Origin of the sequence: Blautia faecis (assembly GCF_027662325.1) — a bacterium.
Classification (GTDB): Bacteria; Bacillota; Clostridia; order Lachnospirales; family Lachnospiraceae; genus Blautia_A; species Blautia_A faecis.
In genome coordinates this window covers 59,053-76,722 of the sequence record NZ_JAQDKY010000007.1, presented here as the reverse complement: position 1 = coordinate 76,722, position 17,670 = coordinate 59,053, and the positions used below count along the sequence as shown (strand labels likewise).

Annotated in this window: 14 protein-coding genes and 2 pseudogenes; 11 read left to right on the top strand and 5 right to left on the bottom strand. The window is 43.3% G+C overall.

What is annotated here, in order from left to right:
- Positions 1 to 69: 69 nt before the first annotated feature.
- The 3 genes from PGQ38_RS05505 to PGQ38_RS05495 all read right to left on the bottom strand — a co-directional run bounded on the left by PGQ38_RS05505 (position 70) and on the right by PGQ38_RS05495 (position 3,262).
- Complete coding sequence (locus PGQ38_RS05505) at positions 70 to 1,413, bottom strand: MATE family efflux transporter (RefSeq protein ID WP_270430989.1); 1,344 nt, start codon at positions 1,411 to 1,413, stop codon at positions 70 to 72.
- Complete coding sequence (locus tag PGQ38_RS05500; protein ID WP_187565110.1) at positions 1,403 to 1,855, bottom strand: MarR family winged helix-turn-helix transcriptional regulator; 453 nt, start codon at positions 1,853 to 1,855, stop codon at positions 1,403 to 1,405. The genes PGQ38_RS05505 and PGQ38_RS05500 overlap by 11 nt, the downstream gene beginning before the upstream one ends.
- A gap of 273 nt (positions 1,856 to 2,128) precedes the next feature.
- Entirely contained in the window at positions 2,129 to 3,262 is a 1,134-nt protein-coding gene (locus PGQ38_RS05495; RefSeq protein ID WP_270430987.1) for an ROK family transcriptional regulator, read from the bottom strand.
- Positions 3,263 to 3,669: 407 nt separating this feature from the next.
- On the opposite strand from PGQ38_RS05495, the gene PGQ38_RS05490 reads away from it, so the two are divergent.
- From PGQ38_RS05490 to PGQ38_RS05460, 7 genes are all read left to right on the top strand, one after another.
- Positions 3,670 to 5,289: a mannitol dehydrogenase family protein gene (locus PGQ38_RS05490; RefSeq protein ID WP_270430986.1), complete on the top strand. Its 1,620-nt coding sequence runs from the start codon at positions 3,670 to 3,672 to the stop codon at positions 5,287 to 5,289.
- 119 nt (positions 5,290 to 5,408) lie between these two features.
- A complete protein-coding gene (locus tag PGQ38_RS05485; RefSeq protein ID WP_270430985.1) occupies positions 5,409 to 6,767 on the top strand; it encodes a GntP family permease in 1,359 nt (452 codons plus the stop codon).
- Between the two features lie 13 nt (positions 6,768 to 6,780).
- The gene (locus PGQ38_RS05480) at positions 6,781 to 7,092 is read left to right on the top strand and encodes an HPr family phosphocarrier protein (RefSeq protein WP_227198895.1); all 312 of its coding nucleotides are present in this window, start codon (positions 6,781 to 6,783) and stop codon (positions 7,090 to 7,092) included.
- On the top strand, positions 7,040 to 7,429 hold the full coding sequence (locus PGQ38_RS05475; protein WP_270430984.1) for a VOC family protein: 390 nt from the start codon (positions 7,040 to 7,042) through the stop codon (positions 7,427 to 7,429). Before PGQ38_RS05480 ends, PGQ38_RS05475 begins: the two co-directional genes overlap by 53 nt.
- Positions 7,430 to 7,696: 267 nt before the next feature.
- Positions 7,697 to 8,065: an IS5 family transposase gene (locus PGQ38_RS05470; protein ID WP_270430983.1), complete on the top strand. Its 369-nt coding sequence runs from the start codon at positions 7,697 to 7,699 to the stop codon at positions 8,063 to 8,065.
- 28 nt (positions 8,066 to 8,093) lie between these two features.
- A complete protein-coding gene (locus PGQ38_RS05465) occupies positions 8,094 to 8,453 on the top strand; it encodes an MGMT family protein (RefSeq protein ID WP_207739503.1) in 360 nt (119 codons plus the stop codon).
- 219 nt (positions 8,454 to 8,672) lie between these two features.
- The gene (locus PGQ38_RS05460) at positions 8,673 to 10,010 is read left to right on the top strand and encodes a phospholipase D-like domain-containing protein (RefSeq protein WP_270430982.1); all 1,338 of its coding nucleotides are present in this window, start codon (positions 8,673 to 8,675) and stop codon (positions 10,008 to 10,010) included.
- 373 nt (positions 10,011 to 10,383) lie between these two features.
- On the opposite strand, the pseudogene PGQ38_RS20970 reads toward PGQ38_RS05460, so the two are convergent.
- Positions 10,384 to 10,555 (bottom strand): annotated as a pseudogene (locus PGQ38_RS20970) (DUF6783 domain-containing protein); the annotation flags it as partial.
- On the opposite strand from PGQ38_RS20970, the pseudogene PGQ38_RS20965 reads away from it, so the two are divergent.
- The 4 genes and pseudogenes from PGQ38_RS20965 to PGQ38_RS05445 form a co-directional block, all read left to right on the top strand.
- Positions 10,505 to 10,612: pseudogene (locus PGQ38_RS20965) on the top strand (DUF6783 domain-containing protein); the annotation flags it as partial. The pseudogenes PGQ38_RS20970 and PGQ38_RS20965 overlap by 51 nt on opposite strands.
- Before the next feature lie 111 nt (positions 10,613 to 10,723).
- Positions 10,724 to 12,118: a magnesium transporter gene (gene mgtE / locus PGQ38_RS05455; protein ID WP_118580463.1), complete on the top strand. Its 1,395-nt coding sequence runs from the start codon at positions 10,724 to 10,726 to the stop codon at positions 12,116 to 12,118.
- Between the two features lie 246 nt (positions 12,119 to 12,364).
- On the top strand, positions 12,365 to 13,429 hold the full coding sequence (gene hisC, locus PGQ38_RS05450) for a histidinol-phosphate transaminase (RefSeq protein ID WP_270430981.1): 1,065 nt from the start codon (positions 12,365 to 12,367) through the stop codon (positions 13,427 to 13,429).
- Between the two features lie 111 nt (positions 13,430 to 13,540).
- Positions 13,541 to 16,333, top strand: coding sequence for a C1 family peptidase (locus PGQ38_RS05445; protein ID WP_270430980.1), 2,793 nt, complete (start codon positions 13,541 to 13,543; stop codon positions 16,331 to 16,333).
- Positions 16,334 to 16,464: 131 nt separating this feature from the next.
- Here the strand turns inward: PGQ38_RS05445 and PGQ38_RS05440 are convergent, their stop codons facing one another.
- Positions 16,465 to 17,535 (bottom strand): type IV pilus twitching motility protein PilT, encoded by a 1,071-nt coding sequence (locus tag PGQ38_RS05440; protein WP_173717895.1) that lies wholly within the window; start codon positions 17,533 to 17,535, stop codon positions 16,465 to 16,467.
- Positions 17,536 to 17,670 lie beyond the last annotated feature (135 nt).

The window sequence follows — 17,670 nt, the reverse complement described above, 5'->3', positions numbered from 1 at the left end:
TAACTCCGCCACAAAACAAGTCCCCTACGCAGTACATTTTACAGACTGCGCAGGGGACTGTTTTTTTACTTATTGCCTGTTATTGATTTTTTTGTTGAAGTACAGAAAGAAAATTACATTAAGCAAAATGCCTACCAGTGTGGAGGCAGGTGCTGCCAGACCGATTTTTGTCAGGCTGGCAGCAGGCTGAATGCTCATATAATATGACATTGGAAGACGCACCAGAAGTGTCTGGAACAATCCCTGAAACATAACCCATAAGGTCTGGTTATTTCCGTTAAAATAACCAACCATACTAAACATAATTGCTGTTAAAATTGTTTCAGACGCGAAGCCCTTCAGATACTCAAAGCCTTTCTGGATAACTGCTGCATCAGTTGAGAACAGGCTGGCAAGTACATCACCCTTCAATAGAATCAGAACAAAAACCAAACATCCGAATAGCAGTCCGACTCCGATTCCGGTGAACATGGACTGCTTTGCACGCTTCGGCTTTCCCGCTCCTACATTCTGGGAAACGAAGGATGCCATGGACTGCATCAGTGCGCTTGGAATCAGCATGGCAAAGTTTACAATTTTGCAGGCAACCCCATATCCGGAGGAGGCTTCCAGTCCCAATCTGTTTACAAATGCACAAAGTGCCAGGAAGGACAGCTGGGTAAGAAATTCCTGGAGAGCAAGAGGCAGCCCGATTCCCAGAAATCGTTTACATTGGGAATTAAAACGGAAGTTGGATTTTTGGATGGAAAAGGGCAGCTTCTTTTTCAGTAGGATGACGATCGCACATACTACACTGACCGCCTGTGCGAAAACGGTTGCGAGAGCTGCGCCGGCGGCATCCAGATGAAGTCCTGCAACCAGAAATAAATCTCCGAAAATATTTACAATACAGGCTACCAGAACGAATAAAAGCGGCGATTTACTGTCACCAAGCCCGCGGAAAATAGCAGCAAGCAGGTTGTAGGCAACAATGAAGAAAATACCGCTCCCACAGATTCTTACATAGCTTGTGGTAAGTGAAACAGCCTCCGCAGGAGCCTGCATAAGCACGGAAATAGGGTGGGCGAAAGCAATCATTACAATAAAAAGTATGGCAGAAATGACAGCAAAAACAACTGCAGCACCGCCAATAACAGAGCCAATCCGTTCCGGCTTTTTTTCGCCAAGATAGCGGGCTATGAGGACTGTGATTCCCATAGCAAACTGTGTCACCACAAAGGTAACAAGGTTCAGTACCTGGCTTCCGGTAGAAACGGCAGATAATCCGGAGGTGGAGCCGAAGCGTCCAACTACCAGAAGGTCTACGGCACCATATGCTGCCTGCAGTACAAGGGCACCAAGAATCGGCAGCATAAAAAGGGCAAGCTTTTTCAGAATACTGCCCTGGGTGAAATCATTCTTTTCATTTGTCAAGGTCAATTCTCCTTTCACACATAATTTTATAAAATTTCTTCATGGTCCGGATGGTACACAGAATGTCCTCATCTGGAATACTGTCTACATAACCGGACAGGATAGTAAAGTACTGCTTATTGTACTTTTCGGAAAGGGCTTTTCCGGCTTCTGTGACAGTAAGATAAGTAACCCGGCCGTCCTCTGCAGATGCAAACTTTTTCACATAGCCTTTGGCTTCCATGTCCTTCACTGTACGAGTTACACCGGGACGTGGGAGGGAAAGAGCATCACTTACATCTGATACCTTCACTTGGATTCCCTGCTTTTCCAGCTTTTCAATGATATCCAGATATTGAATATAAGAAGATGCAACTCCATCTGGCAGAGGCGGCAGCATATCTCGGATTCGCTTGCCCTGATAACAGGCATCCATCATACGTTTGATAAGTTCAATGTCCATAGTTATTTCTCCTTACAAAAAAATAATTACCACTGTTAATTAACAACGGTAATTATAATAAGAGCGAAAACTTTTGTCAAGAAAAATGTGTAATTACATATTTTGCATTGATTTTTTAGGTTACTGTTTATTGGTAACATTCTGCGAGGTGTTTTTTGTAAGCAAAGCTCACAGAAAAAACGAGAACCTCGGCGCGAAATCATGCGAATGCATGATTTCTGTGCATCCCGAAGCGTGTTGCTGGTCACAGAGTGAACAGTAGCTTTTTTAGTGTCAAACTGACTGGATAAATTCCTTCACATAAAAAAGTGCAGCCCCGATCGCAGGTGTATACTGCCCATGTGTGCCCACGAGAATCTGTTCTTCTTTCAGCTCAAATGGAGTCATGGAATTGATCTGCCGCAGCAGATAATCCGTGTCATCTTCCGTAAAATAAGGTGCCAGATATCCACTGATAATGATGGGTGCATCAATAACCAGATTCAGGTTTTTCATTGCAAAAGCCAGATGTTTCAGATAATCCTCCCAGATTTGTATAAGCTGGGGGGATTTTTTTTCTCTTAAAAGAGGAAAAAATTCCTTTATAGTCATGCCGCTGGCCTGTTCCAAGGAGTTGGCAGAGCAATAGGTTTCCAGACAGCCCCGGTTTCCGCAGTAGCAAAGCGGTCCGTCAGGGTTGACGCATATATGCTCGATTGTTCCGCTGTGCATAGAACATCCCTGGTGAATCTGGTGATTGGTGATAATGGCACCGCCAAGATTTCGATTCAATAAAAAAACAACAGCACTGTCAAGCTCCGGATGATTCCATAATTCCAGAAAAGCAGCTGATTTGGAGTCATGCTCCAGATGGCAGGGATAGGGCAGATGCCTGGAAAAATCCTTCAGACGCATACCGGTGTTGTTCATAATGTTTCCGTAAATAACAGTGGTATTGTCCGGGGAGGTGATTCCCTGGGTAGCAATGGAAACACCAAGAATTTTGTCTTCCGGATACTGGTTTTTTTCAATAAAGTCCTTGACTTTGTCAGTGATCTGCTGGTAATACGCAGCTGTGTTTGAGTAGGTAAGCGGAATTGTATCCGTATAGACCGTGTTTCCGTACAGATCAATGGCGGTGATATAAAACATATTTTTTAATATTCCAACACCAATGGAAATTCTGAAATCCGAAACAATCTGAATGGCATTGGCCTTTCGTCCTCCGGTGGAATCAAAGTAACCATTTTTCTCAATCAGCCCTTCATTTTCCAGAAGATTTAAATTCTGGCTGACAGTAGACAGACCCATCTGCAGATCCTGAACGATCTGTAGCTTTGAGGTCAGTTTGCTCCGGTAAATGTATTGGTAAATTTTGGAACGGTTTATTTTCTTTAAAGCAATGGTGGTTAATCCTTTTTCACTCATGATGGTCTCCTGGTTATGTCTTTAGTACAACATAAGGTTAGTGACTGCTAATAAATATTCAAATAGGTAATGTTACTGTCCATTGGTAACAAAGCTTGTATTGCAGACTATGAAGTGAACAGTAATCATGTAATCTTTACTTTATTAGATAATGTTAAGTCTTACTTGCATTTTAGTATAGAACAGTTAAAAAAGCAATAAGCAGAAAATTACTGGTAAAACCATACAAAAATTAGAAACAAAAATTAGAATTTCTGTCAATGGATTTTTGAAAAGAAAAGATATATACTCGACTTACAATTAAGACATACACATAAGTTAAAACAAAAAGAAACATAAAGAACAACAAAACAGATTGGGATTGAGAATCAGATCTGTACAATAAGAAAATTAGGGAGGAACAGAACATGAAATTAACATTAAACGGAATCAAAGAGCATGAAGCATGGGAAAATGCAGGAATTCAGCTTCCAGGTTATGATGTGGAGAAAATATCTGCCAAAGCGAAAGAAGCTCCAGTATGGGTACATTTTGGAATCGGCAATATTTTCCGTGTATTTATCGGTGGTATTGCAGACGGACTTCTGGAAGACGAAATTCTGGACAGAGGAATTACCTGTGTGGAGACCTTTGACTATGATGTAGTGGATAAGATTTATGAACCATATGACAATCTTGGATTAAATGTAATCCTTCATGGAGACGGAACCCGTGAATATAAGGTTTTGGGCGCTCTGGCAGAAGCTGTAAAGGCTCAGTCTTCAGAACTGGCTCAGTGGAACCGTCTGAAAGAAATTTTTACCAGTAAATCCCTTCAGATGGTATCCTTTACCATCACGGAAAAAGGATATGCATTACATAAAGCTGACGGAACCTGGTTCCCATTTGTACAGGCTGATATCCAGAATGGTCCGAATAAGGCCACAGGTGCCATGGCAGTTCTGGTGGCAATGCTCTACGAGAGATATAAAGCAGGCGAATATCCGATCGCTCTTGTATCCATGGACAATTGCTCCCAGAATGGTGCGAAGCTTCGTGAGTCTGTGCTGACTATGACAGAAGAATGGAAGAAAGCCGGATTTGTAGATGATGGATTTATAAGCTATGTAAGTGATGAGAAAGTGGTTGCTTTCCCATGGACCATGATCGATAAGATCACACCTCGTCCCAGTGAGCAGATTGCAGCTGACCTTGAGAAGCTTGGCGTAGAAAGCATGCAGCCTGTTATCACAAGCAAGAAAACATATATTGCACCATTTGTAAATGCTGAGAAACCACAGTATCTTGTAATCGAGGACAGCTTCCCCAATGGACGTCCTGCTCTGGAAAAAGGCTTCGGCGTATACATGGCAGACAGAAATACAGTAAATCTTTCTGAGAGAATGAAAGTAACGGTATGTCTGAATCCGGTTCATTCTGCAACTGGTCCTCTTGGCGTGGTTCTTGGATATGACCTTTTTGCCCATATGCTGAATACAAATGAAGACATGATGAAAATGGCACGTATGGTAGCCTATAGTGAGGGACTTCCGGTAGCTGCTGATCCTGGAATCCTTTCCCCACAGGCATTTGTGGATGAGCTTTTTAACGATCGTTTCCCAAATGAATACCTTGGCGATACCAACCTTCGTCTTGCTGTGGATGTATCCCAGATGGTTGGAATCCGTTTTGGAGAGACTGTAAAGGCATATGTGAAGAGATTCGGGAATGCATCTAAGCTCACAGCAATTCCTCTTGGAATCGCTGGCTGGTTAAGATATATGCTGGCAGTGGATGATGCAGGGAATAAATATGAACTGGCACCAGATCCGATGAATGAGGAACTCCAGGAACAGTTAAAGGATATTGTTATTGGAAAGCCTGAGACTTTTAAGAATCAGCTGAAACCGATCCTTTCTAACGAGCGCCTGTTTTTCATAGATCTTTACAAAGCTGGTGTGGGAGAGAAGATTGAGAACATGTTCAGGGAAATGATCGCAGGGCCGGGAGCTGTGAGAGCTACAATTCATAAATATGTTACAGCGTAATAAATTTATCTGGGATGCACTATGCTGATAAGTCCCGAATATAGGATAGCAAAAATGCGGGTGTTGTTATCTGTTTAATTGTAGACTATTGAATGAGAAATTTGGGGAGGAAATACAAAATGACAGAACCGGTATTTGTGGCAGAGTCAGCCAGACTGCTGATCGCGGCAGGGACAGGAATTATATTGCTTCTGCTTCTTATCATTAAATTTAAGATTCATCCGATTTTATCACTGCTGATTTCAGCATTGGTTATTGGGCTTGGAGCCGGAATGCCGGTTCCAACCCTGGTAAGTACAGTGGAAAAAGGTGCGGGGGATACCTTGCAGGGAATTATCCTATTAATTGGACTTGGCTCTTTGTTTGGAGGAATCCTGGAAGTATCAGGAGGTGCACAATGTGTTGCCCAGACTTTGATCAATAAATTCGGTGAGAAAAAATCTGGAATTGCATTGGGAATCACAGGGCTGGTAGTTGGTACAACCGTATTCTTTGAGGCTGGCGTGGTGATTCTCATTCCACTGGCATTCGGACTTGCAAAAAAGACAAAGAAATCTACTTTATATTATGTGATCCCTCTTCTGGCTGGACTTGCCACAGGCTTTGCATTTATTCCGCCATCAGCAGGCTCTGTCCTGGTGGCAAATATGCTGAACGTGGATCTTGGCATTATGATCGCAGTAGGTGTGCCTGTTGGAATTTTGTCACTGATTTTTGCAGGTATTTTATGGTCAAAATTTATCGGAAGTAAAATTGATGCAGGACTTCCTTCAAATATTCAGGAAGTTTGGGAAGCCGAAGAAGGAAATCTTCCGAAGTTTTCTACAGTGTTATGTATTATCCTTGTACCATTGGTACTGATTTTGTGTAACACACTTTCAACTTATATTCCTGGTATTGCTCCGGCGAGACCAGTGCTGGAATTTCTGGGAACTCCATTTGTAGCGCTGATCATTGCTGTGTTGTGTGCCATGTACTTCCTTGGAAAAAAACAGGGATATGATGGAGAGCAGTTAAAGAAAATTCTGGACCGTTCCCTGCGCCCTACAGGACAAATCCTACTGGTAATTACTGGCGGCGGAATTGTCCGCTGGGTGCTTCAGGACTGCGGAATGGGAAATATTATTGGACCAGCCCTTGAAAAAAGCGGACTTCCGTTAGTATTGATTGCTTTTCTCATTGCAGCACTGATCCGCTCGTCTGTTGGAGCTGCTGTGGTAGCCATGACAATGGCAGCTGGAATCATGGCCGCTATGCCTGGAATAGCAGGACTGTCACCACTTTATCTGGCTGCCATGGTCTGTGCCATCAACGGAGGAGCAACTGCTTTCAGTCATGTAAATGATTCAGGCTTCTGGCTGGTCAGTTCCCTTCTTGAGATTGATGAGAAAACGACTTTGAAATCCTGGACCATGATGGAAACCATTATTGGAATTACAGGTCTGGTCTGTGCTATTGTGATTAGTCTGTTTGCGTAGGAGCGTGAAAGCGATGAAAATAAAAGTAACATTGGGAACTATGCAGAATGCAAGTAAATTGGTCAGTATTGCAGAATCAATTTCCTGCGATGTGGATCTTTGTTATGGACGCTATATTGTGGACGCGAAATCCATGCTTGGAGTCTTAAGCCTGCCGGATTTTGCATATGGAGAATTGCAGTTTCCAGTTGAGACGGAAGAGGAAAAGAGGTGGATTTTAGAAAAACTGGCTGAAGCCGGGCTGTTATATGAGAAAAAAAGGAGGAGAAATAATGTTAAGGAAGCAGTTAAATGGAATTCAGCATGTGGGAATTCCTACAAATGATATAGAAACAACCGTTGAATTTTATAGAAGGCTTGGATTTGAGGTCGCTTTGCAAACTGTTAACGAGGAAGCAAATGAGAAAGTTGCATTCCTCAAGCTGAATAATCTGGTAATTGAGACATATGAGAATAAAGCTGCTAAAATGGAATCAGGCGCTATAGATCACGTTGCAATTGATGTAAAAGACATCGAAAAAGTATATGAACTGATCAACCATGCTGGTTTAAATACCACCAGGGATACGATCCATTTTTTATCATTCTGGGAAAACGGAGTCAGATTTTTCACAATTAAGGGACCGAATAAGGAAAAGATAAAGTTTAGCCAGTATCTGTGATACCCCGGCGGGAACATTCAATTACCCATCCGTAAATCAAGTAGGAAAATACAGAAAGAAGGCATATGCCATCACACTTGGAGTAGTCGGTGTGATGGCATTTTGATTTACGAGGGAGTCTTATATTCAAATTGTCCAAATGGGTACAACATAATTTTCCCTGTCGATTACGCCTACGCTAGAGCCTGTTTGAAAAATAAAAGTTGCACAAAACATATATTCTAATACCCATTTTCATGTTAGAATAAAGAAAAAGGGGTGTTAATTATGTTGAGACGATACGAATTAACCGATGAAGAAAGGAACCGTATAGCTCCATTACTGCCGCCTGAAAATTCCGGAAAACAGGGACGCCCCCAAAAGTGCAGCCGGACAATTCTGAAAGGAATTGTTTGGATTGCTCGTAGCGGAGCTCCATGGCGAGACCTTCCAGAACGTTATGGTTCCTGGCAAACTGTTTATTCCCATTTCCGTAAATGGATTGAAGACGGCACCCTTGATAATATTTTTCGTGTTTTGAGCTTAGAAGCCGAATTAACAGAACTGTCAATTGACGCTTCTATTGTCAAAGCTCATCAGCATAGTGCTGGAGCAAAAAAAGTGGGCCACCAAACGAAATACTACATGGCAAAATAGAAATGAATAAAAGTAGGTGACAAAAGTTATGATTGACGATCCCTTTTCAGATTTACTGAAAACAAACAAGCGCAAAGAAAATATCTCCAAATTAAACGATGATCTTGCCTATGAGATTCTTTCCGTGGTGGAGGAAATTCCGGCGGGGAGAGTGGCAACCTATGGACAGATCGCGAAGCTGATCGGGCGGGAGAAGAATTCCAGATTGGTGGCGGGAGTGTTGTCACATGCAGAGAACTATGGGAAGTTTCCCTGCCATCGGGTGGTGAACCATATGGGGAGGCTGGCACCGGGGTGGACAGAGCAGGAGTGGCTGCTGAAAGAGGAAGGAGTTACTCTGAAAGAAAATGGTTGTGTAGATTTAAAAAAATATTTGTGGGAATGTTGATTTTAGAAAGGGTGTATAACGATAAAGAAAAATCTAAAACGAATACGGAATATATTTTTATGGTTTTTACTTATTGTAGTACTGGTAAATGTTTTTGCACCGCTGTATTGCAGGAAGCCAGATGAAAAATTTACGGAAACGCTGAAACAGACAGAATTTACTTCCGATACGTCAGGGGGCGAACGGATCCGCTGTATTGATGACAATGAAGAGGCACTTTTGTGGCGTCTGCGGATGATTGGAGCGGCGAAGAAGAGTATTGTACTGGCAACCTTTGATCTGCGGGCAGATGAAAGCGGAACAGATCTTCTTGCAGCATTGGATCAAGCTGCCAAAAGAGGTGTGGAAATCAAACTGTTGATTGATGGTATTTACCAGCAGCTTTTCTTGAATGGAAGTAAAGACTTTCAGGCGTTGGCAGCGAGGGAGAATGTAGTTGTTGGTGTTTACAATCCGGTGACTCCAGCAGGCTTATTTAAGCTGAATTACCGTATGCACGATAAATATGTGATCGTGGATGACGAAATGTATCTACTGGGTGGACGCAACAGCAATGATATTTTCCTTGGAGATTATACCACGGATATCAATGTGGACAGGGATATTCTGGTGTGGGATATCACAAAGGGCGAGGGAGAATCTTTGCAGGAACTGGAAGCGTATTTCTGGCAGATATGGAATGAGGACTGCGTGCAAATAAAGGGTGGAAGAAAAAAGAATAGTTCAGATATTTCTGTGTCAGAAGAAGCAGATGACAGTGAGGGTGCAGAAAGTAATTCGAAAAACTCAAATATTGTGAATGGAATACCGAATGTTGAAAATGAAATAACAGACGAGACACAGGAAAAACTTTCAAAGTACGAAAAACAATACCAGTCTTTAGAAATGCGTTACGCTTCCCTAAAAGAAAAATATACCGATATTGAAGATTACAGCTCCTGGCAGGAGGATACCATTCCGGCGAATAAAATTACGCTTGTCAACAACGGAACCCATGCAGGTCCAAAAACGCCCCTGGTACTTCAGACAATCCGCTATCTGGCGCAGAACGCAGAAAATGTAACGATCCAGACCCCATATGTGATCTGCAACGGATACATGTACGACACTTTAAATGAGATCGCGTCCCATGCCCAGTTAAAGATCATTCTTAACGCAGTAGAGAAAGGCTCCAACCCCTGGGGCTGCACCGACTACCTGAATCAGAAAAAGAAAATTCTGAATACCGGTGCCGATGTCTATGAGCTGATGAACGAGGTTCCAGTTCACACCAAAGCAGTCCTGCTTGATGACCGACTCTCTATCGTTGGATCCTATAACCTGGACATGAGAAGTACTTATCTGGATACGGAATTAATGCTTGTTATCGACAGCAAAGAACTGAATCAGCAGATTCAGTTCACGGAAGGTACTTACATAGAAAAAAGTAAAGAAGTTCTGTCAAACGGACAGGAGACCGAAGGAGCACAGTACGAAACGAAAGAGCTGAACTGGCAGAAGAAGCTGTTCTATGGAGTATTAAGAATTATAATAAGACCATTGCGCCAGTTACTGTAATTTATAGCGTGTTGATTCTTTTGAGACGGCTTTTGCCGTCTCTCTTTTTCTATTTGCCCACAGAAAAATGACAGCTATATAAAGAAATAGAAGGAAACTTGAAAAATCAGGTGAAAAATCAGGTAAATAGCAAAATAGGAATTGATTTTTTGTATAAAAGCAGTTAGAATGACCTGTGGGAATAAAATATATTCCCACAAAATCTAAGAACAAAGGCAGGTGAACAGAATGGATAGTTGCGATTCTCATGGGCGAAGTAGTTGCATAGGATGGAAAAACGAAATGACAGATGAGCATCGCGCACATTCTGTTCTTCTTTTCATGTAAAAGGCGCATTGCGCTTAAGAACACTGTTTCATTTCTTTTTTCTATCCTATGAGTTCTTCAGAAGAATCCAATATTCCCTAGAACCTGTTTGAAAAAGCATTTCCGCAATCTGCGCTCCATTTTGCAGTATATTTTACCCGAATTCGGTTGCCGTAGCCCACTATGGTGCCCTCATTCTGGTAAAATCTCCCACAAATTGTGACGTACATCTTGCAGAAAACCTTTTTCAAACACGCTCAAAGAACAGAAAAGCTATACGCTTATATTCTGTTTAAATACGGATTTTACTGTCCGTAAAAATGGACTTTGTATAAGTCTGTCAAAAATACATAAGATAAACACCTGGAAATGGTGAACTGTCTTATTGTCAGATTGGAGAAAGTAGGATGGAGAAAAGAGTGCAGGACTACACCCAGGATATTCTGGCTGTAGTAAGAAGTAATACCTCTCCGGCAGCTATGAGCGATAAGCTGGGAGATTTTCATGCCAATGACATTGCAGATGCAATGCCGAGGCTGACTGTTCAGGAACGCTGCAAACTGTACCGTATTCTGGACCTGAATATGCTGTCCGATGTTTTTGAGTATACGGACTCAGATAATGCAGCAGAATATGTGAAAGAGATGGATGTGAAAAAAGGTGCAGCCATTCTTTCACGTATGGAGACCGATGCCCTTGTGGAAGTTCTTCATAAGATTGATAAAGCCAAAAAGAAATTGCTGTTCGAATTAATGGACGATGATGTCCGCCACGATATTGAGATGATTGCTTCCTTTGATGAGGATGAAATCGGCAGCCGCATGACGACCAATTGCATTATCATTCGTGAGAACCTGACTGTGAAGCAGGCTATGAACAGCCTTGTAGAACAGGCTGCTAAGAACGATAATATTTCCACAATCTTTGTGGTAACCGAGTCACAGAAATTTTACGGAGCCATTGATCTGAAAGACCTGATCATTGCAAGACAGGATAAATCCCTGGAAGATCTGGTGGCAACCTCTTACCCATATGTATATGCTGAAGAGGATATTGACGACTGTATCGAAGAACTGAAAGCGTATTCCGAGGATTCCATCCCCGTGCTGGATAATGACAACCGCCTTTTAGGTGTTATCACATCTTCCAATATCATCGACCTGGTTGATGATGAAATGGGAGAGGATTACGCCATGCTGGCAGGTCTTACCGCAGAGGAAGATCTGAAGGAACCGCTGAAAGAGAGTATGAAGAAACGTATGCCATGGCTGATCGTTCTTCTTGGTCTTGGAATGGTTGTATCCTCTGTAGTTGGTGTCTTTGAGAACGTAGTTACCCAGCTTCCCATCATCATGGCCTTCCAGTCCCTTATATTGGATATGGCCGGAAACGTCGGTACGCAGTCCCTGGCTGTAACCATCCGTGTCCTGATGGATGAGTCCCTCACCGGCAAGCAGAAGCTGGAACTTGTATTTAAAGAAATGCGGATTGGTCTTTGCAATGGTGCGTTGCTTGGTATATTGTCCTTTGTACTCATTGGACTTTACATTTACTTATTTAAAGGAAAGACTTTGGTATTTGCATACGCCGTATCCGGCTGCATCGGAGTCGCCCTGCTCCTTGCAATGCTGATCTCCAGTGCCGTAGGTACCTGTATTCCTCTGTTTTTCAAAAAAGTAGGCGTAGACCCCGCCGTAGCCTCTGGCCCATTGATCACCACCGTCAACGACCTTGTTGCTGTTGTGACATATTATGGACTTGGCTGGGTATTCCTCATTGGAATCCTTCACCTGGCAGGTTAATAAGATTGTATATTGAAAGCTCTTTAGGAAGTCAATAAAAATTCCTAAGGGGCTTTTTTATGGTTAAAAAGTTCTTCAGGAGGGACGCATTTGAACAATGTGTATTATGTCACCCTACCCCACAACGAAATTTGACAAACTCCAAGGAAAAAAGTAAAATACTAATAACTATGCAGAAACATGCATACTACAGATTTTTCAAAAGGAAATTATAATAAAAATACGAAGAAGCGAGGATGGACCGAAATGAATACATGGGAAGCAAACATTCGTAAAGTAGTACCTTATACACCCGGCGAGCAGCCCAACCAGCCGGACATGATCAAGCTGAACACAAACGAGAACCCATATCCCCCTGCACCAGGTGTGGAGAAAGCATTACATGAGATTCAGCCAGATACCCTCCGCCTTTACCCGGACCCTACAGCCAGTGATCTGGTACACGCAATTGCCCGGAATTATGGACTGAAAGATGAGCAGGTTTTTGTAGGTGTTGGCTCAGATGATGTACTTGCCATGAGCTTCCTCACCTTCTTTAACTCAGATAAACCGATCCTTTTTCCAGATATCACCTATTCTTTCTATGACGTATGGGCGGATCTTTTCAGAATCCCATATGAATGTAAAGCTCTCGATGAGAACTTCTGTATCCGCAAAGAAGATTACTTCGGAGAAAACGGTGGAATTATTTTTCCGAACCCCAATGCACCTACAGGAGTGGAGCTGCCCCTCGGTGACATCGAGGAGATTCTCTTACACAACCGGGACGTCATTGTGATCGTAGATGAAGCATATGTAGATTTCGGAGCGAAATCAGCACTGGAGCTTATAGAGAAATATGACAATCTCCTGGTAGTTCAGACCTTCTCCAAATCCCGTTCCATGGCTGGAATGCGTATCGGCTTTGCGTGCGGCAATCCACAGCTGATCAGTTTTCTGAACGATGTAAAATATTCCTTCAATTCCTACACTATGGATCGTACCACTCTTGCAACCGGTGTGGCAGCTATCCAGGATAAGGCATATTTTACAGAAACATGTGAGAAGATTATTGCTACCAGAGAATGGGCGAAGAAAGAACTGGCTGCCCTTGGTTTCACATTCCCGGATTCTAAGACCAACTTTATCTTTGCTTCTCACAAAAGCTGTCCGGCCAAAGAAATTTTTAAGGCCCTTCGTCAGGAGCATATTTATGTAAGATACTTCCCGAAGCCGAGGATTGACAATCATTTGCGGATCACGGTAGGGACTCAGGAAGAAATGGAGAAATTAATACATTTTCTGGAAAAATATCTAAAAAATCATAAATAAGTGAAAAATATCTGTTTGAACGAAAATTCTGTTCTGGTGATTTTTTAATACGCTCTGGAGCCTGTGTGAAAAATACTCCGGAACAGGAAGCTCAGAACGACAGGAGTAAATATGAAATATAAGAAATTATTGAAAAAAGCAGCTGTAAGTCTGTTACTTGCCCAGTCCCTGATTTTTACAGGCTTGCCTATTCAGGCAGCAGATATTGCCGGGCAGAGTATGGTCTGGACGGAAAGTGTGGAAATGGAAAGCGCAGGAGACGCTGCATCAGCTGTGTCGTCGGATGCGATGACTGCGGAAGAGTTTTATGTGCAGGATGATTTTTCAGCAGGTGATGATCAGTCAGGGAGCGGAAGCACTTTAGCTGATGACAGCCAGGCTAGCAATGGAAGTGTAGAAGACGGTGACAGTCAGGCTGGCAATGGAAGTGCAGAAGGCGATGACAGCCAGGCTGGCAATGGAAGTACGGAAGACGATGCCGGTCAGTCAGGCAATGCCAGCTTCACAGGCATGACAGATGGAAATCCCTCCCAATCGGAAGACCTGTCAGACGGTTTCTCAGATGGTGGTACTGATGAACTTCAGGAACAAGATTTTGGCTTTGGCAGCATGGATCCGGATTCTGCCGAAGAAGAGAAAAATGAAGACGATCTGACCGATGCGGAGATTGAGGCTCAGCTGGAGCCGATCCGTGAGCTGCAGCCCTTAAGCTATATAGACCCGCCAGCTGGCAATGGAAACGGTGATACAGGAAGCGTAGGTGCTGCCAGAGCTGCGTCTTATCCTGCGAAATACGATCCCCGAAGCAGTCTTTCCATCCCGGTGAGAAATCAAAAGCCTTCCAATATGTGCTGGGCATACACATTGGCTGCCAACCTGGAAATCTCATTTTTTCAGGCGGGAGCTGGGCTGTTTGATCTGTCAGAAGAACATCTGGCATATTTCTTTGCCCACCGAATGAACGATTCCCTTGGAAATACAGCTAATGACAAAAACGAGGTCCTTCATTCCTACAGAGATGGAGGAAATCAGACCCTGGCTGCCATTTTTCTGAGTACGTGGAGCGGTATGGCTTTGGAATCCCAGGTTCCTTATGAGACAAATGCAGATCATACTCTGGACTCTGACAAGGTGCCGTCCTCCCAAATGGCATACCAGACCACAGCCTATCTGGAAAATGCGGCGTTTTCTTCTTATTCTGTAAATAATATTAAAAGCCTGATATCAGAATATGGATCTGTTTCCATGTCCTTTGGAATGTATGATACCTATTATAATCCGTATACGTATGCATACAGCTACCCGGGAAGTGCAGGCGTGAATCATGCAATAACCCTGATTGGATGGGATGACAATTATTCCAGGGAAAATTTCAATTCTGCCAGCAATGTTACTTCAAACGGGGCATGGATCGCCAGAAACAGCTGGGGAGATGACTGGGGAGAAGCCGGTTATTTTTATATTTCCTATGAGAATAAATGCAATTATAATATTGTAGCAGCAGAAGCCACCACCAGTCCGAAGTACCGGAACAACTATTTCTATGATGGTTCCAGTGCACTGAGCAAGCTGAAGCTGTATCCTTCCGGCAGCAGTGGGATTTCCTCCATTGCCAATGTTTTTCAGGCAAAAGCCGGAAATGGGAACGGAGAAGCCCTTGGAGAAGTAGTTCTGGCTACTTACTCTGACGGAGGAAGCTACAGCATTCAGATTTATACAAATCTGAAGGATAAGAGCAATCCGGTAAGCGGAACTCCGGCCTATGCCAATCCGGTAACTTTTTATCAGGAACATGCCGGTATTTCCACAGTGGAAGTGCCAGAGGTAAATCTGATGAATGGAACCCTTTATTCGGTAGTGATCACCAATATCGGTTCCGATACAGTGGAATATCTGTGCGAGACCAATAGTGCTTATGACTGGGTGGAGTTTCAGGCTGGCCTGGAGGCGGATCAGAGCTTCTGTTATCATGAAAAAAATGGATGGAGTGATTTTTCCAAAACAAGTCCAAGTGCCTGTGCAAGAATTAAAGCTCATACAAGAACCTTGAGCAGTGCAGTGAATGTAACCAGACCTGCTTACTTTCAGGCTGCGGCCCGCACCTATAACCAGATCAGTCTGACCTGGAGTAAAGCAGCCGGAGTTTCCGGATATCAGATCTATAGAAAAATCTCCGGCGGAGAGTATCAGAAGGTAGAGACCGCCTCCTGGTCGGATACTTCCTGGACAGATACGAAAGTTCAGCCGGGAATTACATATACATACAAGATCCGTGCGTACAGTATGGTGAACGGTACTGCGAAATATTCCGATTATACCGCGGAAGCTGCGGCTAAGACAATGCTTGCCACTCCGTCTGTGTCGGTGAAGGTTTCTTCTGGACTTTACAATACAGTAAACTGGAATAAGATTTCCGGTGCAGCAGGCTATGTGGTTTACAGAAAAACGGCTTCAGGAAAATGGACGAAACTTGCAAACATAAAGAAAGCAGCCACTATATCCTACAAAGATACAAAGATAAAATCAGCTACTGTTTACGAGTATACAGTAAGGGCGTATTGTACTGTGAACAAGAAAACAGTGGCAAGCAGTTACAAGTCCAGTGGAAAGTATAAATCAGCACCCTCCAGGCAGACGGTCTCGTCGGTTTCCAATACGAAGAAAGGTCTGAAATTAAAGTGGAAGGCACAGAAGAAATGTGATGGCTATTACATTTACAAAAAAACCGGAAGCGGAAAATATAAGCTGGCAGCTACTATTAAGAAGGGGAAAACTTCTACCTGGACAGACACGAAGGTAAAAAAAGGAAAGAAGTACCGTTATTATGTGCGTGCTTATGTAAAAGAGCCCAATGGTGTTGTAAAGGGAAAGTATAAAGCATCGGCGGCAGTTACAAGAAAGTAGGAAATCAATTGCAGAAAAGAAATAGAATTTACAGTAAAGCATTGTGGAATAGAAGATAGTCTGCACATAGTAAAAACTATAAGGTTTTTTGCAGCAGGACAACCTTCGGATATTAAAAAAACGGAAGCCCATTACATGAGCTTCCGTTTTAACATTTCTGGATTAGATGAATATTTAAGTGCAGTTTCTTTTGTGATCTGGCGGTTTCGATAAAGCTCCAGCAGGCTGTTATCCATGGATTTCATGTCTGCCTGGGAGGAAGAGGCGATCACACCGTCAATCTGATAAATTTTGTTGTCGCGGATCATATTTCGAATGGCAGGGGTAAGCCTCATGATCTCAAAAACCGGAATATTGTGCCCATTCACATCCGGCACCAGCTGTTGGGAAATAACAGTCTGCAGAACCATGGAAAGCTGAATGGCAATCTGATGCTGCTGGCTGGGCTCGAAAACATCCATAATACGGCTGATGGTATTGGCGGCTCCGGTAGTATGAAGGCTGGAAAGAATCAGATGTCCGGTTTCAGCAGCAGTCATGGCAGTCTGGATAGTCTCGTGGTCACGCATTTCTCCAAGAAGAATCACATCGGGGCTCTGACGCAGGGTGGCACGCAGGGAAACCAGATAATTGGCAGTATCTGTGCAGATCTCGCGCTGGCTGACAATGCATTTGTCATGTCTGTGCAGGTATTCCAAAGGGTCTTCCAGCGTGATGATATGTCCTTCACGGCTGTGATTGATCTTGTCGATGATACAAGCCATGGTGGTGGATTTTCCGCTTCCGGCGGGACCTGTGATCAGAACCATTCCCTTGGTAAGGTCAGCTGCTTCCATAACAGCTGGAGGAATGTGCAGATCCTGCGGATCCGGCAGATTAAATGCAATAATACGGATGACAGCGGCAAGAGAACCACGCTGCCGGTATGTATTTACACGAAATCTTGAGAGACCAGGGATAGCCATGGAAAAGTCATCGTCACCGGTTTCCAGCATAGGTTCTATATTCCGGTCGTGAGCAAGCTTGTAAATGATCCGGATAAATTCATCTGTCTCCGGAGGCATGAGCCGTTCTTCAAAACCATCCAGTGTACAGAGCTTTCCGTCAATTTTTACAGAAAGGGGACGACCGGCAATAATAAATATATCAGAGGCTTTTTTCTGAGTGGCAAGCTCCAGAAAAGCCTTTACTTTTTCTTCCATAAAATTATTCTCCTTTGTAGACAGACTGGCTGTTGTCCGGATTCCAGTCTGCAGTTACAACCGTATTCCAGGAGAGGATCCCGGCGATATTGCTGCTGGTCATGTCCAATCCTGCATTAATGGTATCAGAGGCAG